Annotated in this window: 17 protein-coding genes, 1 pseudogene and 1 riboswitch; of the genes and pseudogenes, 10 read left to right on the top strand and 8 right to left on the bottom strand. The window is 63.9% G+C overall.

Translation table 11 applies throughout. The features are described from left to right. Window positions 1–43 precede the first annotated feature (43 nt). From P7F60_RS16260 to P7F60_RS16245, 4 genes are all read left to right on the top strand, one after another. Window positions 44–1855, top strand: a complete 1812-nt coding sequence (locus P7F60_RS16260) for a glycosyltransferase family 2 protein (protein ID WP_277918865.1) — start codon at window positions 44–46, stop codon at window positions 1853–1855. Further along, complete coding sequence (locus P7F60_RS16255; protein ID WP_277918776.1) at window positions 1852–3336, top strand: UDP-glucose/GDP-mannose dehydrogenase family protein; 1485 nt, start codon at window positions 1852–1854, stop codon at window positions 3334–3336. Before P7F60_RS16260 ends, P7F60_RS16255 begins: the two co-directional genes overlap by 4 nt. 31 nt (window positions 3337–3367) lie before the next feature. Then, the gene (locus tag P7F60_RS16250; protein ID WP_277918775.1) at window positions 3368–3820 is read left to right on the top strand and encodes a DUF995 domain-containing protein; all 453 of its coding nucleotides are present in this window, start codon (window positions 3368–3370) and stop codon (window positions 3818–3820) included. Between the two features lie 86 nt (window positions 3821–3906). Beyond that, entirely contained in the window at window positions 3907–4806 is a 900-nt protein-coding gene (locus tag P7F60_RS16245) for a glycosyl hydrolase (RefSeq protein ID WP_277918864.1), read from the top strand. 79 nt (window positions 4807–4885) lie between these two features. Here the strand turns inward: P7F60_RS16245 and speB are convergent, their stop codons facing one another. The 6 genes from speB to P7F60_RS16215 all read right to left on the bottom strand — a co-directional run bounded on the left by speB (window position 4886) and on the right by P7F60_RS16215 (window position 11746). Further along, entirely contained in the window at window positions 4886–5839 is a 954-nt protein-coding gene (speB, locus tag P7F60_RS16240) for an agmatinase (RefSeq protein WP_277918774.1), read from the bottom strand. Window positions 5840–6046: 207 nt separating this feature from the next. Further along, the gene (gene ribB, locus P7F60_RS16235) at window positions 6047–6691 is read right to left on the bottom strand and encodes a 3,4-dihydroxy-2-butanone-4-phosphate synthase (RefSeq protein ID WP_277918773.1); all 645 of its coding nucleotides are present in this window, start codon (window positions 6689–6691) and stop codon (window positions 6047–6049) included. 117 nt (window positions 6692–6808) lie between these two features. After that, window positions 6809–6963: riboswitch (FMN riboswitch) on the bottom strand. 140 nt (window positions 6964–7103) lie between these two features. Next, a complete protein-coding gene (locus P7F60_RS16230) occupies window positions 7104–8210 on the bottom strand; it encodes a substrate-binding domain-containing protein (protein WP_277918772.1) in 1107 nt (368 codons plus the stop codon). A 71-nt stretch (window positions 8211–8281) separates the two neighbouring features. Beyond that, a complete protein-coding gene (locus tag P7F60_RS16225) occupies window positions 8282–9223 on the bottom strand; it encodes an ABC transporter permease (RefSeq protein WP_277918771.1) in 942 nt (313 codons plus the stop codon). 7 nt (window positions 9224–9230) lie between these two features. Further along, window positions 9231–10223: an ABC transporter permease gene (locus P7F60_RS16220; RefSeq protein WP_277918770.1), complete on the bottom strand. Its 993-nt coding sequence runs from the start codon at window positions 10221–10223 to the stop codon at window positions 9231–9233. After that, window positions 10223–11746: a sugar ABC transporter ATP-binding protein gene (locus tag P7F60_RS16215; protein ID WP_277918769.1), complete on the bottom strand. Its 1524-nt coding sequence runs from the start codon at window positions 11744–11746 to the stop codon at window positions 10223–10225. Before P7F60_RS16215 ends, P7F60_RS16220 begins: the two co-directional genes overlap by 1 nt. Window positions 11747–11968: 222 nt before the next feature. Between P7F60_RS16215 and P7F60_RS16210 the strand changes: the two genes are divergently transcribed. Next, complete coding sequence (locus P7F60_RS16210) at window positions 11969–12796, top strand: DeoR/GlpR family DNA-binding transcription regulator (RefSeq protein WP_277918768.1); 828 nt, start codon at window positions 11969–11971, stop codon at window positions 12794–12796. Window positions 12797–12806: 10 nt separating this feature from the next. On the opposite strand, the gene P7F60_RS16205 is transcribed toward P7F60_RS16210, so the two are convergent. Next, the gene (locus P7F60_RS16205) at window positions 12807–13655 is read right to left on the bottom strand and encodes a sugar phosphate isomerase/epimerase (RefSeq protein WP_277918767.1); all 849 of its coding nucleotides are present in this window, start codon (window positions 13653–13655) and stop codon (window positions 12807–12809) included. A 181-nt stretch (window positions 13656–13836) separates the two neighbouring features. Here P7F60_RS16205 and P7F60_RS16200 point away from each other — a divergent pair, with 181 nt between their 5' ends. The 4 genes from P7F60_RS16200 to P7F60_RS16185 all read left to right on the top strand — a co-directional run bounded on the left by P7F60_RS16200 (window position 13837) and on the right by P7F60_RS16185 (window position 20422). Next, window positions 13837–14415, top strand: a complete 579-nt coding sequence (locus P7F60_RS16200; RefSeq protein WP_277918766.1) for a protein-tyrosine-phosphatase — start codon at window positions 13837–13839, stop codon at window positions 14413–14415. A gap of 163 nt (window positions 14416–14578) precedes the next feature. Then, window positions 14579–17737: a response regulator gene (locus P7F60_RS16195; protein WP_277918765.1), complete on the top strand. Its 3159-nt coding sequence runs from the start codon at window positions 14579–14581 to the stop codon at window positions 17735–17737. Beyond that, entirely contained in the window at window positions 17734–18612 is an 879-nt protein-coding gene (locus tag P7F60_RS16190; protein ID WP_277918764.1) for a CheR family methyltransferase, read from the top strand. The genes P7F60_RS16195 and P7F60_RS16190 overlap by 4 nt, the downstream gene beginning before the upstream one ends. After that, complete coding sequence (locus P7F60_RS16185) at window positions 18599–20422, top strand: response regulator (protein ID WP_277918763.1); 1824 nt, start codon at window positions 18599–18601, stop codon at window positions 20420–20422. Before P7F60_RS16190 ends, P7F60_RS16185 begins: the two co-directional genes overlap by 14 nt. Window positions 20423–20446: 24 nt before the next feature. Here P7F60_RS16185 and P7F60_RS16180 read toward each other — a convergent pair whose 3' ends face one another. Beyond that, the gene (locus P7F60_RS16180) at window positions 20447–21172 is read right to left on the bottom strand and encodes an SDR family oxidoreductase (protein WP_277918762.1); all 726 of its coding nucleotides are present in this window, start codon (window positions 21170–21172) and stop codon (window positions 20447–20449) included. A gap of 359 nt (window positions 21173–21531) precedes the next feature. Here P7F60_RS16180 and P7F60_RS16175 point away from each other — a divergent pair. Then, window positions 21532–21864, top strand: a pseudogene (locus P7F60_RS16175) (plasmid partitioning protein RepA); the annotation flags it as partial.

Here is a 21864-nt window from a genome sequence, read left to right as displayed (position 1 = left end):
CCGCGCCCGTCATCCCGGACGACTGGACAGTCGCCAGCGCCGCATGCTGCCGCGCCTGTTTCGCGGACGCCGGCGCCTTGCCTATCATGCCGGCGTTTTTTGCTGGCTGGCGGCGCTGGCATGGTTCTGGGTGTGGTGGTTCCGGCCGGAGCATGTCATCGGCATGGTTTCCTTCATCGGCCTGACGGTGATTTTGGCCTGGGTGACGCTGCTGCCCGGCTATTTCATCTATCTCTTCTCCCAGGCGCGCATTTCCCGCCCGCTGCGCGGGCGGCGCGTGGCCGGTCGCATCGCGTTGGTAGTGACCAAGGCGCCTTCGGAACCCTTCGCGGTCGTGCGCAAGACCTTGTGCGCCATGCTCGATCAGCTGGTGTACGATTACGATGTCTGGCTGGCGGACGAAGCGCCGACGGACGAGGTGAAAAGCTGGTGCGCCGTTCATGGCGTGCGCATCTCCAGCCGCCAGGGCATCGAGGACTATCATCGCAGGACCTGGCCGCGCCGCACGCGCTGCAAGGAAGGCAACCTCGCCTTTTTCTACGACCACTACGGGTATGATCTCTATGATTTCGTGGCGCAGTTCGATGCCGACCACGCACCCGAGAAAACCTATCTCTACGAAATCATGCGGCCCTTCGCCGATCCCGCCGTCGGCTATGTCTCGGCGCCGAGCATCTGCGATTCCAATGCCGCCAAGAGCTGGGCGGCGCGCGGCCGGCTGCAGGCCGAGGCCAGTATGCATGGCTGCCTGCAGATCGGCTACAACAACGGCTGGGCGCCGCTGTGCATCGGCTCCCATTATGCGGTGCGCACCCTCGCCTTGCGCGCAGTCGGCGGGTTGGGACCGGAGCTGGCGGAAGACCATTCGACGACGCTGATCCTGAATGCCGGCGGCTGGAAGGGGGTCCATGCCGTCAACGCCATCGCCCATGGCGAGGGACCGCGCAGCTTCGCCGATCTCGCCGTTCAGGAATTCCAGTGGTCGCGCAGTCTCGTCACCATCCTGCTGCGCCATGCGGTGGATTATGTGCCGAGGCTGCCGGGGCGGCTGAAATTCCAGTTCCTGTTCTCGCAGATCTGGTATCCGCTGTTTTCGACCTTCATGCTGGCAATGTTTCTGCTGCCGCTCGTGGCGCTGACGACCGGGCATAATTTCGTCAATATCGACTATCCGGATTTCCTGGTGCATATCCTGCCGGTGTCGATCGTGCTCGTCGCGCTTGCCTTCTATTGGCGGCGAACCGGCACGTTTCGCCCGCATGGCGCCAAAATCCTCGGCTGGGAAAACGCAGTTTTCCTGCTGGCCCGCTGGCCCTGGTCGCTGATCGGCTCGCTTTATGCCGTGCGGGACCGGTTGACCGGATCCTTTGTCGATTTCCGCATCACGCCGAAAGGCGGACAGGCCTCGGCGCTGCCGCCCTTCCGGCTGCTTCTGCCCTATGTCGTTCTGTCGATGAGCTCGGCCGCCGCCGCCCTCCTGACCGCGCATCCGGGCGATGCGAGGGGTTATTACTTCTTCGCCATCGTCAATGCGCTTGCCTATGCCGGCGTGCTTGCCGTCATCGTCATCGGCCACGCGGTGGAAAACGGCCATCGTCTCGTCACCCTTTCCCGCCCGGGACTGGCAACGGCCGCCTCATTGGCGGTCTCGCTGGGCGCGGCAACCGATGCCGCCTATCTGCGCGGGCTTGCCGGCGTGGAAGGCGTTGCCCATGGCCAGAGCATCGTCTCGTTCACGCAGACCCGCTTTGCCGTGGCGGGGGCCGGCCAGGGCGGCGCGCATACCAAGCTTACCCGCTTCAAACTCACATGGCACGGCCTCGACGCCGTCAACCGCAAAGGAAGCTCCCGATGAGAATTGCTGTATTGGGTACGGGATATGTCGGACTTGTCAGCGGTGCCTGCTTTGCCGCCTGGGGCCATGACGTGACGGGCGTGGACATCGACCGCGCTCGTGTCGACAGGTTGAATGCGGGCGAGGTTCCGATTTTCGAGCCGGGACTTGCCGATTGCATCCTCGCCTGCCGCGACCTGGGACGGCTGGCCTTCACCACAGATTTGCAACGCGCCCTCAACCACGTCGATATCGTCTTCATCGCCGTCGGTACTCCCGCCGGGCTGCATGACGGCGACGCCGATCTCTCGCATGTCTTTGAAGCCGGGCGGCAGATCGCCCGCGCCCTGTGCGGGCCGGCGGTGATCGTTACCAAGTCGACAGTGCCGGTCGGCACCGCCGAGCGGCTGGAGGCGGTGATGCGCGAGGCAGCGCCCGATGGCGATTTCGTCGTTTCTTCCAATCCGGAATTCCTGCGTGAGGGCTCGGCCATCCAGGACTTCAACCGGCCGGACCGTGTGGTCATCGGCTGCGACGACCGACGGGCCGGCGCGCTTCTGGAAAGGCTGTATGCGCCGCTGGTGGCCGAAGGCATCCGCGTGGTGACGACCAGCCGGCGCAGCGCCGAGCTGATCAAATATGCCGCCAATGCCTTCCTGGCGACCAAGATCGCGTTCATCAACGAAATGGCCGATCTCTGCGAAAAGGTGAATGCCGATGTCGCGGACATCGCGCTCGGCATGGGCCTCGACCGACGCATCGGCGCCGATTTCCTGAAGGCCGGTCCGGGATATGGCGGCTCCTGCTTTCCCAAGGATACGGTGGCGTTGCTGCGCACGGCGCAGGACAGCGGCGTGACCCTGCGGCTGGTCGAGCAGACGATTGCCGCCAACACGGCGCGCAAGCACACCCTGGCCCGGCGTCTGGCCTCGCTGCTCGGAGGGTCGTTGCGCGGCCGGCACATCGCCGTCCTCGGCCTCACCTTCAAGGCCGAGACCGACGACATGCGCGATGCGCCGGCGCAAACCCTGATCCGCTGCGCGGTCGATGCCGGCGCCACGATCAGCGCCTATGATCCGGCCGGCATGGACAATGCCCGCCGGCTGCTGCCGGAAATTAGCTTCGCCGCCAACCCGATAGATTGCGCCACGGGCGCCGATGCCCTGGTGGTCATGACCGACTGGGCTTGCTTCCGGACGCTCGATCTCGCCCGCACGGGCGAAGTCATGCGCCGTCGGGTGATCATGGACCTGCGCGGCCTCTATGACGTCGACCAGCTCGTCAAACAGTATCGCTTCACCGTCGATCGCGTCGGCATGCCGCTCCGTTCCCCGGAGCGCTCCAGCCGGATCACCCTCAACCCCCATGCTCGCCGGCAGTCCGGCGCGCTTCCGGTTCACAACGGTTTCCGCAACCTCGAAACATCCGACACGGCATCCGCCATGCCCGGTGGTTCGATTCCAAGAGAGGAGTTCGTCAATGAGCATAACCAGACTATTTGAGACGGGCTTCGCCGCGATCGCAGGATGCCTGATGATCCTGGGGTTGGCCGCGAAGGCCGAGGCGATCGAACGATTGCCGAAGAACACGGTGCCGCTGACCGCGGACGAGGTGCGCCGGCTCTACGCCGACAAGACCTGGCAATGGTCCGCCGGCGCCGGCCGCTTCATCGCCAAGGACCGCCGCTTCATCGCCTACTCCGAAGAAGGGGGCAAGCCGACGATCGCCGAAGGGCGCTGGGAGGTGACCGATCACGGCCGGCTCTGCATGAACGCGGTCTGGTCGACGCCGCAGGACAAGGCCCGCAACCGCACCTGTTTCCGTCTCGTGCGCGATCGCGGCACCGTCTACCAGCGACGCGAGCCGAAAGGCAACTGGTTCGTGTTGCGCAGCTTCAAACCCCGGCCTGAGGACGAGGCCCACAAGCTCGTCGCCCAGGATACCGTTTCACCCAATATCGAAAGGCTCAAACCCGGCATGAAATAGCCGCCGAGCCGAAGGAGACGATCATGAAACGCAGATTGGCAAGAGTTTTGCTGGCAGGCAGTGCCCTGCTCTTGGTGCCGCTGGGAATGGCGGTGACCGGTTTGGCGGTGCTGCCGGCGCTGGCGCAGGATGCGACCAAGCCGATGACGGTCGTGGACAAGAAGCCCGTCATTCATCCGGGCGAGGTCAAGTTCGGCGCCTATGATCCCCATGGCGATTTCAGCACCCAGAAGGATCTCGATACGGAAGGGCTGTTCCTCCCCTGGGAGGACGTCGACCTCGATACGCTGCGCGTCGCCGACGACTATGCCCTCAAGCGGGGGCGCAAGCTGCTGATCACCATCGAACCCTGGTCGTGGAACGAGGACTGGCGGCTCACCTCCGACCAGCTTCGCGCCAAGGTGATGGCCGGCGAGTATGACGGCAACATCAAGGCGATCTCGAAAATCGTCGCGACGTTGAAAAGCCCCGTCATCATCCGCTGGGGCCAGGAAATGGAAGACAAGACGGGCCGCTTCTCCTGGTCCAACTGGCCGGCCAAGGATTACATCGCCGCCTACAAACGGGTCGCGGACCAGTTTCGCAAGGACCGGCCGGACGTCCAGATCATGTGGTCGCCAAAGGGTGAGGACGGACTGGATAAATACTACCCCGGCGACAATTACGTCGATCTCGTCGGCCTCTCGGTCTTCGGATTCCAGCCCTTCGACCAGCGCGCCTTCGGCGGCCCGCGCACTTTCGCCGAGGCGCTTCAGCCGGGATACGACCGGGTCAAGCAGTTCCAGAAACCGGTCTGGGTGGCCGAACTCGGCTATGAGGGCGATGCGCAATACATGCAGCCCTGGATCAATACGGTCACCGCCAGGAACCCGAACTTTCCGTCCCTGCAGGAGGTGGTCTATTTCAATGACCGGGAAGTCCAGGCATGGCCCTACGGCCTCGGCCATCCCAACTGGCGCGTTCATAAGGAGATGACGGAAAACTGATGGACGCGGCGCGTGGAGCTCCTGTCCGGCTTCCCAGACGTCCGGACAGGAGGCGACGCGATGAAGGCGGTCGGCGCTGTTACCGCCTCTTGACGCCGGGCAGCACGCAGAGCATCTCGAAGAGCAGGTTCGCCGCGGTGATCGCCGTGTTGCCGGCGGGATCGTAGGGCGGCGAGACCTCGACGAGATCGCAGCCGACGAGGTTCAGACCCCAGCAGCCACGGATGATTTCCAGCGCCTGGATGGTGTTCAGGCCGCCGATTTCCGGCGTGCCGGTGCCGGGCGCGATGGAAGGGTCGAGGCTGTCGATGTCGTAGGTCAGGTAAACCGGGCCATCGCCCATCTGGGCGCGCACTTCTTCCATCAGCGGCGTCAGCGACTTGTGCCAGCACTCTTCGGCCTGCACCACGCGGAAACCCTGTTCGCGCGACCAATCGAAGTCGTCGGCAGCATAACCCGTGCCGCGCAGGCCGATCTGGATGCAGCGCTTCGTGTCGAGCACGCCGGCTTCGACGGCGCGGCGGAAGGGCGTGCCATGGGCGATCGACTCACCGAACATGTGCTCGTTGATATCGGCATGGGCGTCGACATGGATCAATCCGACCGGGCCGTATTTCTCGGCCATGGCGCGCAGGATCGGATAGGAGAGCGTATGGTCGCCGCCGAGCGTCAGCGGACGGCAACCGTCCTTGATGATGTCGCGATAGGCGTTGGTGATGATGTCGATGCATTTCGGCAGGTTGAACGTGTCGATGGCGACGTCGCCGATATCGGCCACCTGCAGGCTTTCGAAGGGGGCGGCCCGCGTCGCCATGTTGTAGGGGCGGATCATGCAGCTTTCGGTGCGGATCTGGCGCGGCCCGAAACGCGTGCCTGGCCGGTTCGAGGTGCCGATATCCATGGGAATACCGACGAAGCAGGCATCGAGGCCCTCGGTCGTCGGTTGCGTCGGCAGGCGCATCATCGTCGCCGGCCCGCCGAAACGAGGCATCTCGTTGCCGCCGAGCGGCTGGTTGAAGGATCTTTCAGTCACGTTTACCTCCGGATGGGGCAGGATTTCGCCAAGGCAGGCCGCCCGCTTCCTGAATGTGAGTCTCGGGGCGAAACAGAAGCGTTATCGTCATTCCGTCCTTCGTTCGTCAAGGCGCGACAGCCCGAGGCGAGGCATCGGCGCCAGTATCGCGGCGATCGGAACACGGCGCGTCTCTTTCCGGAGGCTCGACGCGCCGTGGCATCGAAATCAGGCGACGGATTTCAGCCGCGATGCGCCTTCAGCCGCCTGCGCCTGACGGTAGGCAATCAGATCCTCGATGGTGACGATCAGCAGGCCATGCCTTTTTGCATAGATTTCGAGCTGCGGCAGGCGGGCCATGGTGCCGTCGTCATTGGCGATTTCGCAGATGACGCCGGCCGGCGCGAAGCCGGCGAGCCGGGCAAGCTCGACGGCGGCTTCCGTATGGCCGGGGCGGGCGAGCACGCCGCCGGGATTGGCGCGCAGCGGGAAGATATGGCCGGGGCGGGCGAAATCGGCCGGCTTGGCTTTTTCATCCACCAGCGCGCGAACGGTGATCGCCCGGTCGGCGGCGGAAATGCCGGTCGTCGTGCCGTGCAGGTAATCGACGGAGACGGTGAAGGCGGTCTTCAGAGATTCGGTGTTGTTGACGACCATCAGCGGAATATCGAGTTCGTCGAGCCGCTCGCCGGTCATCGGCATGCAGATCAGGCCGCGGGCATGGTTCATCATGAAGGCGACGATTTCGGGGGTCACGGCCTCGGCGGCCACCACGATATCGCCTTCGTTTTCGCGGGACTCGTCATCGACGACGATAATCATCTCGCCACGCGCCATGGCGGCAATCGCGTCTTCGATCTTGGAAATGGTCATGTCTTTTACTGCCTTTCAAGGGTTGAGCCGGTAGCCGGCCTTTTCGTCATCCGGTTTCCCGGAAACGTCCCTTGGGCGAACAAGCATCGACGCCTTCTCTGGAGAAGGCGGCCGCCGCGTTGCTCTCTTCCATCCGGACTATACCGTCGGCTCCGGCCTCGCACCGGATCTGCTGACCTCCCGTCCGGCATGGCCGGACAAAAGCGCTCGCGGGCTCCGGGATCACGCCCGATACCGCCGGTGGGGAATTGCACCCCGCCCTGAGAACTCCGAAAAGATAAGGTATGCAGGGGGCGAAACGCAAGAGCCCGCGCGCTGAAACCGAAGTGAACACTGCGTTCCGGTTTGCGCAAGGATAAGAAAAGCCCTCCCCGGCACTGGCCCGGGGAGGGCGATAGGCAAGATCGGCCGATCAGAAGTCGAATTGGCCGATATTCTCCTTGTTGAAGACGAAGGGCGAGCCGAGCAGCACTTCCGAACCGTTGATGACCTTGAGCTCGCCGAGCTTGCCGGCCTTGACGGAGGTGGCGCCGGGTTTCAGGTCGCCATCGGCGGTGGCGCGCAGCACGTAAGCCGCGGCATAGCCGAGATCGACCGGGTTCCAGAGCACGACCGACTTGACGCAGCCCGATTCGACATAGGGCTTCATCGCGTTCGGGGTGGCGAGGCCGACGACGGCGACCTTGCCGCATTTGCCGGCCTGGGTGACGGCATCGGCGGAAGCCGGGGTCGCGACGCTGGTCATGCCGACGATGCCCTTCAGCTCGTCGCCATACTTGTTGATCAGCGTGTTGGCCTGGTTGAAGGACAGGATGTTGTCTTCCTGTGCCTCAACGGTTTCCAGCCACTTCATCTTCGGATGGCATTTCGCCTGGTAAGCGCCCATTTCGGCGATCCAGCGGGCCTGGTTCGGCGTCGTGAAGGTCGAGGTCACGATGGCGAAGGCGCCGTCCTCTCCGATTTCAGCGGCGAGATTGTCGATGACCGACTTGGCAATGCCGTTGAACTCGGCTTGGTTGACGAACCACTGGCGGGCATCCGGCGTCGAGTTGGCGTCGTAGCCGACGACATTGATGCCGGCGGCGAGCGCCTTCTTCAGCACGGGCGCGATGGCGACCGGGTCGTTGGCGGCAAACAGGATGCCGTCGACGCCGCTGGTGATGTAGTTGTCGATCAGGGTGATCTGATCGTCGATATTCGCCTTGGTCGGGCCGTCGGTCTTGGCGTCCATGGTCTTCATTTCGGCGGCGGCGTCGGCGATACCCTTGGACGTCGCGTTGAAATAGCCGATGCCGACCAGCTTCGGCACGTCGACCACCTTGATCGTCTTGCCCTTGCGATCCGGCGCATTGGTCGCTTCGCCGCCGTCATAAGGCTTTGCGGCAACGGCGCCGGCCGTTCCGTCGCAGGCGAGCGGATTGGTCGGCAGGTCGTCGCCGCCGGTCCAGGGCGACTGGGCATGGGCGAAGCTTACCGAAAGCGACAGGCTCATGAGGCTGGCGAGTATGATCTTTTTCATGCTGTTCTTCCTCCACGTTTTTCGATTGCGCATCCGCCGGTCTCGTTCGGCAAGGCGGGCGCCGTTCTCCTCTACCGGTTGCCATTCCGGTGAACGATGTTGCTGATCAGGATCGTGACGATGAGCACGACGCCGATCAGGACGATGGTGCCGTCGCCCTTGACGCCGGCAAGCGACAGGCCGTTCTTCAGGGCCTGGATCAGGATGAGGCCGAGCACCGTGCCGGCAATGGTGCCGCGCCCGCCGAAGATCGAGGTTCCCCCCAACACGACGGCGGTGATGGCGTCGAGTTCGAGGCCGGTGCCCATGTCCGAGCGGGTGGTCGAGACGCGCGACACCAGGATGACACCCGCGACCGCCGCGGCAAAGCCCGAGGCCGTGTAGATGGCGAGCTTGGCGCGATCCACCGGCAGGCCGGAAAAGCGGGCGGCGACCTCGTTGTTGCCGATGGCATAGACCGTGCGCCCCCAGCGGGTCAGCCCGAGCACGATTGCGGCGACGATGGCCGTCAGCACCAGCAGCCAGAGTTGCGTCGGCACGCCCAGCACATTGCCCTGCCCCAGCACATAGAACCATTCGGGATAGCCGCGCACCGAGCGCGCCTGGCTGATGCCTTCGGCAAGGCCGCGATAAAGCGCCAGCGTCGCCAACGTCGCGATCAGCGGCGGCACGCCGAAGCGGGTGATGATCAGACCGTTGGCGAAGCCGCCGAAGGTGCCGCAGGCGATGGCGGCAAGGGCGGCGAGCGGCAACGGCAGGCCGACCGATTGCCAGAAGACGCCGGTCAGGATCGCGGTCAGGCCGATGATCGAGCCGACCGAGAGATCGATGCCGCCGGTGGCGATGACGAAGGTCATCAGGATCGCCACCAGTCCGACTTCCGTCATCAGCCGGCCCTGATTCAGCAGGTTGTCGACGGTGAAGAAGCGATCGGACTGGTAGGCGAGAATGCCCAGCACGATGACGGCCAGCACCGCCAGGATGGTTTCGTGACGCAGGAAACGGGTCATCATCGGCTCCTTACGCCCTGCCCTGCCGGCGCCGGCGGATCATGTCGGCAAGCACGGTGACGAGGATCAGCACGCCGATCACCGCCCGCAGCCAATAGGCCGAGACATTGGTGAAGATCAGCGCCGAGCCGATGGCGGCGAACAGGATGGCGGCGAGCGTCGAGCCGACCACCGTGCCGGTGCCGCCGAGGATCGAGACGCCGCCGATGACGGCTGCGGTGATGACGGTCAGTTCGAGGTTCGGCGGAACCGTCGACTGGATGATCTGCAATTGCGTCGCGAACAGCAGCGTCGCGAGCCCCGCGAAAGCGCCGTGGATGACGAAGACCATGACGGTTCGGCGCTCGATGGGAATGCCCGACGCGCGCGCCGCTTCCGGATTGCCGCCGATGGCGTAGAGCGAGCGGCCGAAGGCGGAATAGCGCATCCAGAAGGCGGCGGCGAGCGTCAGGATGACCATGAAATAGATCGGCGCCGGCACGCCGAGAGGTTTCGCCTGGGCGATCAAAAATTCCTTGGGCAGGCCGGAAATCCAGGCGCCGCCGGTGACGCTGATCAGCCCGCCGCGCAGGATCGACAGCATGCCGAGCGTCACGACGATGGAGGGGATGCGGGCATAGGCGACCATGGCGCCGACGACGGCATTGACCGCCATGCCGACCAGGATCGGCACCAGCCAGGCCACCCAGACCGGATAGCCGGCGACCGCCAGCGTGCCCGAGATCGTCGCCAGCACCCCGATCAGCGCCCCGACCGAGACGTCGATATGGCCGGTGATGATGATCATCGCCATGCCGATGGCGGCGACCGCGATATAGGCATTGCCGGAAAAGATGGTGTTGAGGTTTTCCGGGCTGAGAAAACGCGGATTGATCAGGCCGACGATGACGAACAGCGCGACCATCGCCACGAGGATGACGGCTTCCTGGCCATAGGCGGAATAGAGGCGATGCAGCAGGCTGCGCTCGGAGCGGCGGGCAGTCGGATGATCGGCAAAAGCCATCAGGCGGCGTCCTTCCTGTTCTTTGCAACGGTCATGGCGGCGCCGACGCTTTCGGCGGTGGCCTCGGCGCGATCGAGAATGGTCACGAGATGACCGTTGTTCATCACCAGAACACGGTCGCTCATGCCGAGCACCTCCGGCAATTCGCTCGAAATCATGATGATGGCGACGCCCGTGCGGGCAAGTTCGCCCATGATCGCGTGGATTTCCGACTTGGCCCCGACATCGACGCCGCGCGTCGGCTCGTCGAGGATGAGGATGCGCGGCGCGGTCTCCAGCCACTTGGCGATGACCACCTTCTGCTGGTTGCCGCCGGAGAGCTGGCCGACCGGCTGCTCGATGCCGCCGCGCGCACGGATGCCGAAGCGTTTCACCGCCTCGACGGCGCGGGCGGCCTCGTCGGCGAAGCGGATGAACAGCCCGCGCGACAGCCGGTCGATGGTCGCCATCGACACGTTCTGGCGGATGGTCATCGCCTTGACGAGACCCTGCTGGCCGCGATCTTCCGGCACATAGGCGATGCCGAGATCGCGCGCCTCCTTCGGCGAGCGGATGGTGACGGGTTTGCCGTCGATGCGGATGGTGCCGGCTTCGGCCGGCGTGATGCCGAACAAGGTGAGCGCCGTCTCGGTGCGCCCGGAGCCGACGAGGCCGGCAATGCCGAGGATCTCGCCGCGCCGCACGGAAAACGTCATGTCACGCACCAGCCGGCCGCAGCGCAGGCCTTCGACTTCCAGCAGCACGTCGCCGATGATCGGCTCGGGCTTGGGAAAAAGCTGGTCGATGGAGCGGCCGACCATCATGGCGACGAGGCTGGCTTCGGTCACCTCGCCGATTTCCTTGGTGCCGATCAGCGCGCCGTCACGCAGCACGGTGACGCGGTCGGCCAGCGCAAAGATTTCCGGCATGCGATGGCTGACATAGATGATCGCGACGCCACGGGCGCGCAGCGCGCGCACCACATCCATCAGCCGCTGAACGTCGGCTTCGGCGAGCGAGGCGGTCGGCTCGTCCATGATCAGCACGCGCGCATCGCGGCTCAGCGCCTTGGCGATCTCGACGCGCTGGCGCTGGGCGACCGAGAGGCGCGCGACCTTGGTGTCGACATCCAGTTCGGCGCTGTCGAGGCTGTCGAGCAGCGCGCGCGAGCGTTCGCGCACCGTGTCCCAGTCGATGCCGCCCCAATTAGACTTGGGATATGCGCCGAGGAAGATGTTTTCGGCAATCGTCAGTTCGGGAAACAGCAGCAATTCCTGGTAGACGGTGGCGATGCCACGCTTCGAAGCATCGCGAGTGGAGGAAAAGCTGACGGTCTCGCCCTGAATGCGGATGGTGCCGCCATCGGGCGTATAAAGCCCGGAAATGATCTTGATCAGGGTGGATTTCCCGGCGCCGTTTTCGCCGAGCAGCGCATGGACCTCGCCGGGGCGCACGTCGAAATCGACATCCTTCAGCACGGTGATGCCGTTGAATGATTTGGTCGCGCCTGTCAGGCTGATGAAAGCATCTGTCGTTCCAGGCACCGGCGTCTCCTCCCCAGCGCATTTTTTCAGACGTTACAATGCCTTGCATGCGTCGCAAGGTATCATGCCGTCACGATGGATCCGGCTCCTCTTCCGCTCCTTCGTGATTAAATAGAAGCATGAACGATCATCCATCGTCAATATGGGCGTCGAAATAATCCAGCTTGCTAAAGCGATGCGAATGGATCATCAAATTATGCGAGGGAGCGAGGAAATTTAATCATGCGTGCAGACGGCGCGGAATCCGAACGCCACCGCCTCATTCAGGAGGCTCTCAAGCAACGACCCTTCGCCACGGTGAAGGATCTTCTCGACATTCTGGGGGTCTCGCCGGCAACCATCCGGCGCGATATCGCCAAGTTGCATCAGGCCGGCGTCATTCGCAAGGTGTTTGGCGGCATTGCCCTGCCGGAAAATGCGCATGTGCAGCGCATGCATGCCCGGCCCTTCTCGGAAAACCGGGTCGTCAACGTCGAGGCGAAGAAGGCGATTGCGCTGGAAGCGGCGCAATTGTGCCGCGACGGCGACTCGCTGATCGTCAATGGCGGCACGAGCTGCTTCATCTTCGCCCAGCTTCTGGCGCGCCGCAGCCTGAAGATTTTCACCAATTCCATGCCGCTGGCCGCCTGGCTGTGGGAGAACGGCGTCTGTCATGTGACGATTGCCGGCGGCGAGCTGCATCGCGAGCCCGGCGTCGTCTATTCCCCAAGCCTGCCGGAGCCGGAGGTCTATGCCTCGAAATTCTTCCTCGGCGCCCAGAGCCTCGGCGAAGGCGGCATCATGGAATCGCATCCGCTGATGGTGCATATCATCACCGGGTTGGCGAAGCGCGCCGACGAGATCATCGTGCTGGCCGACAGTTCGAAATTCGATATCCGAGCGCGTTATCCGGTGCTGCCGCTGGCGCGCATCGGCACCCTGATCACCGACGATCGCATCTCCGAAAGCAATCACGAACGGCTGACCAGCGAAGGCATCAACGTCATCGTCGCCTCGGTGCGCCCGCAGGAGGGCGAGCGCCGGGAGGGGAACGAACGCCCCCTCCCCTAAAGTCGGGACGTCAGATCAGCCCGTATTGCTCGGCCTTGCCGCGCAGGAAAGGCAGGCCCTTGCCCATCACCTCTTCCTCGTCGCGAGCGACAGGGCGCCAGACGGCGAGGCCATAGGCGATTTCCGGCGGCATGTTGATGAAGCTTTCCATGGCAAGCCCGCCCTTGAAGCCGATGGCGGCCAGCGCCGCATAGATCGCATCCCAGGGAATATTGCCGTAGCCCGGGGTGCCGCGGTCGCTTTCCGAGAGATGGATGTATTTGAGATGATCGCGGGCGACGAGGATGCCGTTGGCCGCGCCCTTCTCCTCGATATTCATGTGATAGGTATCGAGATGGACGAAGACATTGTCGGCGCCGACGCGCTCGACCATGTCGACGGCCTGCTGCGCCGAGTTGATCAGGTGGTTTTCATAGCGGTTGATCGCTTCGACGCCGAGTTCGATGCCGCGCTGTTTGGCATATTTCGCCGAGGCTTCGAGGGCGCGGGCGATGTTGTCGTATTCGCCTTGCGTCGGCGGCACGCCGGTGCGCTCGCCGATGCCGCCATAGATGACGCCGGACACGGCCTCGGCGCCCATCTCCGCCGTCTTGTCGATCACCACCTTGAGATAGTCGATGGCCGCATCCGGGCGCACCGAGGCCCAGGCCGGCTCCGGCAGGCCGAGCGAGCAGACGGCGCGCAGCTTGTGTTTTTCGAGCAGCGCCCGCGTATGCGCGGCATCGACCGCCGGTGCGTTGAGAAGCGCGATCTCGATGAAATCCATCTTGTGGCGAACCGCGGCCTCGACGGCGCGCTCGGCGCCGGCACGATCCCAGTTCATCGTCCACATGCTGGTGTGAACGCCGAAACCTTCCATGTTCTCTCTCCCTTGGGCTTGCGTCCCGCCTACCCGTCCGACGGTCTCGACTCGGAAGCGTACAGACTGGCCGGCGCCGGGGTCAAGAATGCGTGGGCGCACGCTTTAGAGGTTCTTATCCCCGGCCGGAGGGACTATAGTACCGCGAAGCAGTTTCTTTCGTCCGTCAAAGGATATCCCCATGGCCATTCCCCATTTTTCCCTGCTGACCATTTGCGGCATCGACGAGTTGCCGGAGCACGGCCCGCGCCGGGTCACGCATGTGCTGTCGATCGTCGATCCCGGCCTGCCCGATCTCGAAGCCTTCGGCTCCTACGATCCGCATCACCGCACGATCATGCATTTCCATGACATCATCGATCCGCAGCCCGGTCAGATCATGCCGCAGCAGAAGGACGTGGAAAAGATTCTCGATCTTGGCAGCGATTTCGCCGGCAGCGGATTGTCGGTCGCCGAAGCGCATCTGCTGGTGCATTGCCACATGGGCATTTCCCGCTCGACGGCGGCGATGCTGTCGCTGATGGCGCAGGCCGATCCGGATGCGCCGGAAGACCTGCTGTTCGAACGGCTGCGCGCCATTCGCCCGCGCGCATGGCCGAACTCGGTGATGATCGGTTATGCGGACCATCTGCTGGGCCGCAACGGCCGGCTGACGGCGGCGCTCGGCCGCCATTATGGCCATCAGAAGCGCCATCAGGAATATATCTCCAACTGGATGGTCGAGCTCGGCCGCATCCGTGAAGTCGCCATGGCTGCCTGAGCAGCCGTTTCACGGGGCGGGAAGTGTCAAAAATCGCCTTTCCCGCCTGATCGGCACGGGAAATTGCAAGAATCTGTCTGTCGGGGCTGGACATGGCGAAAACCTGCCTTATCTCGGGCGAGGAATTCTCCTGTCGCGTCCGGTTTGAGGCTTTTTCCCCGACATGAAGACAAGTTTTGACGAGCGGGTCGCACCTTGGCTGTATAGCCTGCTTGCCATCCTGGTTGTCGGCCCGTTTCTGGCCGATCTGATGCTGCCGCTTGGTACGGCGATCTGGCTGATCTATATCCTGGCCATCGCCATGTCGTTCTTCTCGCGGCGCGCTTTCCTGCCACCTGCCATCGCCGCGCTGGTCACCGTGCTTCTGGCCGTCGGTTATTTCTTCGCGCCGGACGGCGTGTCCCTCGAACTGGCGCAGATCAACCGCAGCCTTTGCGCGCTGACGGCGTGGATCTTGGCTGCCAGCGGTTATGCGTTCATCCGCAATCGCAGCGAAATCCGCCGGCAGGAATGGTTGCAATCGATGCAGCTCGGTCTCGCAGACCGGATCGCCGGCGAGCAGACGCTGCCGGAACTCTCCGCCGGGATCCTCGAGCACCTGCGCCAGCATCTCGGCGCCGAAAGCGCTGCCTTCTTCGTCCGCAGCGACGGTGCTTTCGAACGCACGGCCAGCTATGGCATTCCCGCCGATGCGCCGGTTCCGCAACGCATCGTCACCGGGGACGGCCTGCTCGGCCAAGTTGCCCGGGATGGACGGATGATAGCGCTGTCCGACGTGCCGGAAAACTACATCTATGTCGGCTCGTCGCTGGGGCGTGGCGTTCCGCGCCATCTGGCGATCGCGGCAGCCGAAACGGATGGCGAAATCCATGCCGTTTTCGAACTCGGTTTCCTCAAGGCGCCCAAACGCCCCTATGCGGAGGCGCTGGACCGGCTATGCCCGATGATCGCGACCGCGGTTCGCTCGGCCGAATATCGCTCCACCTTGCGCCGCCTGCTGGAAGAGACCCAGCAGCAGGCCGCCGAGCTCAGCGCCCAGAGTGACGAATTGCGCGCCGCCAACGACGAGCTGGAGGCCCAGGCCAGGGCGCTGCAGGACTCGCAGGCGCGCCTCGAACTGCAGCAGACCGAGCTGGAGCAGACCAACACCCAGCTCGAAGCCCAGGCGCAGGAGCTGGAGGCCCAGCGCGACGACCTCGCCCGCGCGCAGTCCTCCCTGCAGAAGCAGGCGCGTGATCTCGAACAGAGCAGCCGCTACAAGTCTGAATTCCTGTCCAACATGTCGCATGAGCTGCGCACGCCGCTCAATTCGCTGCTCATCCTTGCCCAGCTCCTGGCCGAGAACCGCACCGGCAATCTGACCGAAGAGCAGGTGAAATTCGCCCGCACCATCGGCGGCGCCGGCAACGACCTGCTGACGCTGATCAACGATATCCTCGACATTTCGAAGATCGAGGCCGGCCAGGTCGAGCTGCAATTGCAGCCGGTTTCCATCGCCGATCTGGTCGCCAAGCTCAAGACCACGTTCGAACCGGCGGCGGCGCAGAAGGGGCTGGTGCTGCGCAGCGAAATCGCCGCCGAACTGCCGGGACTGATGACCACCGATCCGCAGAGATTGGAGCAGGTGCTGAAGAATTTCGTCTCCAATGCGCTGAAATTCACCCATCAGGGCGAAGTGGCGCTGACGGTCGAGCGCACCGACAGGAACGAGGTCGCCTTTGCCGTCAAGGATACCGGCATCGGCATTTCCGCCGAGCAGCAACAGGCGATCTTCGAGCCCTTCCGCCAGGCGGACGGCACGATCAGCCGCAAATATGGCGGCACGGGCCTCGGCCTGTCGATCTCGCGAGAGCTCAGCGCCCTGCTCGGCGGCCGCATCGTCGTGTCCAGCACGGAAGGTCAGGGCAGCGCCTTCACCGTCATCCTGCCGGTCGAATACGATGCCGATCTGGCCCAGCGCCGCAGCGAGACCGTCGCCGCCGGCAAGACGGTGAGGCTGGCGCCCCCCTCCCCTGCCCCGACCGTCACCGCAGCGACCCTGCCTGCCGCACCCCTGCCGGCCTCACCACCTGTCGCCGCCGAGCCGCGCCCCGGTCCCGTCCCCGACGACCGCGCGACCCTGTCGCCGGGCGATCGTGTGATGCTGGCCGTCGAGGACGATGCGACCTTTGCTGGCATCCTCTATGATCTCGCCCGTGAACTCGGCTTCCGCTGCATCGTGGCCGGCACGGCGGATGATGGCGTGACGCTTGCCCGCCAATATCTGCCGCATGCGATCATCCTCGATATCGGCCTGCCGGATCATACCGGCCTGTTCGTGCTCGACCGGCTGAAGCACGACCTGCGCACCCGCCACATTCCCGTGCATGTGGTCTCGGCGGCGGACTATATCCTGAAGGCGCGCGCGCTTGGCGCCGCCGGCTATACGCTGAAGCCGGTGAAGCGCGAGGAACTGGTCCATGCCCTGCAGGGGCTGGAAGGCAGCCTCGTCGAGCCGCTGCGCCGGGTGCTCGTGGTCGAGGACGATGCGACCCAGCTCGAAAGTGTCCAGCTTCTGCTCGGCTCGCACAATGTCGATACGGTGGGCGCCAAGTCTGGCTCGGAATGCCTGGAGCGGCTGCGCGGCGAGGCCTTCGACTGCATCGTGCTCGATCTGACGCTGCCGGACGCCTCCGGCCTCGACGTTCTCGACCGGGTGCGGCAGGATCCGTCGATCACCGTGCCGCCGGTCATCGTCTATACCGGCCGCGATCTTTCCGCCGACGACGAATTGCGGCTGCGCAAATATGCGCAGTCGATCATCATCAAGGGCGCCAAGTCGCCGGAGCGGCTGCTCGACGAGGTGACCCTGTTCCTGCATCAGGTCGTCTCGACCCTGCCGAACCGGCAGCAGGAAATGCTGGCGAAATCCCTCAACCGCGACGAGGCCGTCGAGGGCCGGCGCATTCTCGTGGTCGAGGACGATGTGCGCAACGTCTATGCGCTGACCAGCATCTTCGAGGCGCATGGCGCGGTCGTCACCATCGCCCGCAACGGCATCGAGGCGCTGGAGATCATCGACAAGCGTATGCTTGCCGGCGGCCCCCTGCCCTTCGATCTGGTGCTGATGGATGTGATGATGCCGGAAATGGACGGGCTGACGGCGACGCGCGAGATCCGCAGCCGCCCACGCCTCCATGCCCTGCCCGTCATCATGCTGACCGCCAAGGCGATGCCGCAGGATCAGGAATTGTGCATGGCCGCCGGCGCCAACGACTATCTGGCCAAGCCGCTGGACGTCGACAAGCTGCTTTCGCTGGTGCGGGTGTGGATGTCGCGATGACCGAACCCACCCTCTCCGCCCGCACCCTGGAGGATATCGAACTCGACCTCCTGCTTGAGGCGATCTATCAGCGCAGCCACTACGACTTTCGCGGCTATTCACGCGCCTCGCTGGCGCGGCGCATGGAGCAGGCGCGGCAGCATTTCGGCTGCGCCAGCCTCTCCATGTTGCAGCACCGGCTTCTGCATGACCCCAGCGTTTTCCATAACCTATTGAATTTCCTGACAGTTCAGGTCAGTGAACTCTTTCGTGACCCCGCCTACTACCGCGTCTTGCGCGAACAGGTGCTGCCGCATCTGCGCACCTATCCTTCCTTGAAAGTCTGGGTTGCCGGATGCAGCGACGGCGAGGAACTGTATTCGCTGGCCATCCTGTTCCGGGAAGAAGGGCTGGAGGCGCGCACCCTTTTCTATGCCACGGATATCAATCCGGATGCCCTGCGCAAGGCCGAGACCGGCATCTATGCCATCGACCGCCTGCCGCAGTTCACCGAAAATCACCGCGCTTCCGGCGCAAAAACGTCATTGTCGGATTATTACACCGCCGCCTATGGTGCGGCCGTCTTCGATAAAAGCCTGCGGGCGCAGACGGTATTTTCGCAGCACAGCCTGGTTTCGGATCAGGTATTTGCGGAGGTGCATCTGATCTCCTGCCGCAATGTGCTCATTTATTTCGACAGGCAGTTGCAGGATCGCGCTTTCGGCCTATTTGAACAGTCGCTGGTGCGCGGCGGCTTTCTGGGATTGGGCATGCAGGAGACGATGAGTTTTTCCGGCTATACCGCGCATTTCGACAGTTTCGCGTCGAAGGAGAAAATCTATCGCAGGCATGCGCGATGCCCGGCGGACAGAGGAGTGCTGAATGGCGTTTCGTGAGCCCGTCAAATTCCTGTTGGTGGATGACCTTGAGGAGAATCTCGTCGCGCTGGAAGCATTGTTGCGCCGCGACGATCTGGAACTGATCAAGGCTCGCTCCGGCGCCGAGGCGCTGGAAATGCTGCTGGTTCACGATATCGCACTGGCGCTGCTCGATGTACAGATGCCGGAGATGAACGGTTTCGAACTTGCCGAGCTGATGCGTGGGCCTGAGCGCACCCGCTCGATTCCCATCATTTTCGTCACCGCCCTGCCGACCGACGAGAAACGCCGCTTCCATGGCTATGAAATGGGCGCCGTCGATTATCTGCAGAAGCCGATCGATCCGCAGGTGCTGGCCAACAAATCCGGCGTGTTCTTCGAGCTGGCGCGACAGCGACAGGAGTTGCGCGCCAAGGCTGAGCAATTGTCGAATGCGCTGGAAGATCTGCAGGCCCATACCGACAATTCCCCCCTCGCCTGCGTGCGTTTCGATGCCGATCTTCGCATCGCCTCCTGGTCCAAGGGTGCGACCCGATTGTTCGGCTGGACACCACGCGAGGCTGTCGGGCGCTCCGTTGCCGAGCTCAATTGGCTTCGACCGGAGGAAGCGGCGAGACTGCGCGAGACCGCGACGGCCATCGCGCGCGGCGAAGGCGACGGACGCGCGGTCTGCGCCCTGACGGCGCGCGGCAAGGCAGGACAGGACATCGCGGCGGAATGGTATCTCTCTGCATGGAGCGGCCGCGAGGGCGTCTCCCTCTCGGCGCAGATCCTCAACGTCACCGAACGCCGCAAGGCCGAGAAGACCCAGCGCCTGCTGATCGGCGAGTTGAACCACCGTGTCAAGAACACGCTTGCCACCGTACAGGCCATGGCCTCGCAGACGTTGAAGCACACGACCTCCCCTAAGGATTTCGCCCGCACCTTCACCGGCCGCATCCATGCGCTGTCCAAAGCGCATTCGATGCTCAGCGACGCCACCTGGGAGGGCGCATGCCTCAGCGAGCTGGTGCGCGATCAACTCAGCCTCGGGGCACTGGATGCCGCCCGTTTTGCGGTCGAGGGGCCGACCCTGCAATTGAAGCCACAGCAGGCCCTGCATTTCGCCCTGATCATCCATGAGCTGGCAACCAATGCCACAAAATACGGCGCCCACTCGACACCCGAGGGACGGGTGCTGGTGAACTGGCGCATCGAAGGCGGCATGCTCATCTTTAATTGGACCGAGACAGGCGGGCCGCCGGTGGAGGTGACCGGCCGGCGCGGTTTCGGCTCGACGCTGATCGAGCACAGCGCCCGCGCTGAGGACGGCATGGCGCGCATGGAAACCGGAGCTGACGGGGCGCGCTGGATCATTACCATGAAACTGCCGCATGCCGACAGCAGCGGCGTCAGCGCGGATGCAGAAGGCGAGCGCGCCACCGATGCGACCGCTGGCGAGGCAGCGCCAGCGGCCAAGCGCATCCTCATCGTCGAGGACGAGCCGCTGGTGGCGCTCGACATCGAAACGGCGCTGCAGGGCCGTGGTTACGAGATCGCAGCGGTGGCGACGAGCGTCAAGGAAGCTTTCGAGGCGCTGACCGATTCAGCCATCGATCTCGTCCTGCTCGACGGCAATCTTCGCGGCCACCCTGTCGACGACGTCGCCGATGCGCTGCGCTATCGCGACATCCCGTTCCTGTTCGTCAGCGGTTATGGACGCGAAAGTCTGCCGGTCGATTTCGTCGATATTCCCATCCTGCAGAAACCCTTCGACCACGAACAGCTTGTGCGCTGTGTCCACAGCCTGATGCAGCGCCGCGCTGGCGCTGTTCCGTCCCGGCAATAGCGCCGGGACGCGAGCGGCTGCCGTTCAGGCCGCACGAAAACCGCCGTCGACCATAACCGATTGGCCGGTCACCATCGCCGCCGCATCCGAGAGCAGGAAGAGAATAACCTCTGAAATGTCGTCCGGCATGGCGAAGCGGCCGAGCGGAATGCGCGACAGCATGAAATTCGCCTTGGCCGGATCGCTCCAGGCTTTTTCCGCCATCGGCGTCAGCGTCACGATCGGGTTCACGCTGTTGACGCGGATGCCGTGCGGACCGAGTTCGTTGGCCATCACTCTGGTCATGGCGTCGAGCGCGCCCTTGGATGCGCAATAGGCCGTGTGATCGATGACGCCTTGGAAGGCGGCCATGCTGGAGACATTGACGATAGAGCCCCTGCGGCCGGATTTCACCATGTCGCGGGCATATTCCTGAACCATGATCATCGGCGCGCGGGCATTGACCGCCATCAGCCGATCGAAATTCTCGACGGTGACGTCGAAGATCGATTCCAGCTCGGTGGTGCCGGCGCAGTTGACCAGAAGATCGGCGGGCAGCGCCTGCAGCGCGGCGGCCCGCGTGGCATCGGCATCGGCGAGATCGACGGCGATGGTTTCGCAGCCGGTTTCGGCCCTGAGTGCCTCGAGATCGCCCGGCGAGCGCGACAGCGCCAAGACGCTTGCGCCGCGCCTGGCAAGCATATGCACCGTGGAATATCCGATGCCCTTGCCGGCCCCGGTGACAATGACGCGTTTTCCTGTAAAGTCCATTTTCATGCCTCCCCTGGCGCGGCCTCGACGGCGCGCCGTTCACCCGGTTCGGTGACCGGCCGTTGGCGAGGGTAGGATGGCATGGTGAAGCAAGTCAATCGACGGTCGCGGCGGTGGCCTCGTTGCTCACCGCCTCTCCTGTTGTACATGTACAACTTACCGCGACGCGAACGGAGCAATTGCTGCCAAAAGCCCGTTAACCAAAAACAATTTGCCGCTCGCGCCAGAATCGGCCTATTCCCTATCAGCGCGTATTTCCCGTTTTTGAGGAAAAAAGCGCAGATCGAGAGTATCCCCTGGAAATTTGCCATCGGTTCCGCCGGGATATGCGCAAGGCAGAGGCACAAGCAGAGGCAAGGATGTTGGCCGACCCCGCAGTAAAGAGCCAAGGCAACCTGCGTTCGCTGATCACCTCGGACGCCGACGAGTTGTCGCGACAGCTCCAGGCCCATCAGCAACGCACCTTTCCGCCGACGGCGCGCAAGAGCATCCGCCAGTTCTCTTCGGCGGAAGCGGCTGAGTTCATCGGCATCCACCAGGGCTATCTGCGCCAGATCGTCGCCGAAGGCTATGGGCCGGAACCCTCCGCCAACGGCCGCCGCACCTATTCGGTGCAGGATATCGAGACGCTGCGCCGCTTCCTCGATGAGGGCGGCAAGGGGCCGCGCAAATATATCCGCCACCGCCGCGAC

The sequence above is a fragment of the Rhizobium sp. YJ-22 genome (assembly GCF_029601685.1).
Lineage (GTDB): Bacteria > Pseudomonadota > Alphaproteobacteria > Rhizobiales > Rhizobiaceae > Metarhizobium.
This window is presented reverse-complemented; position numbering and strand designations above follow the sequence as displayed.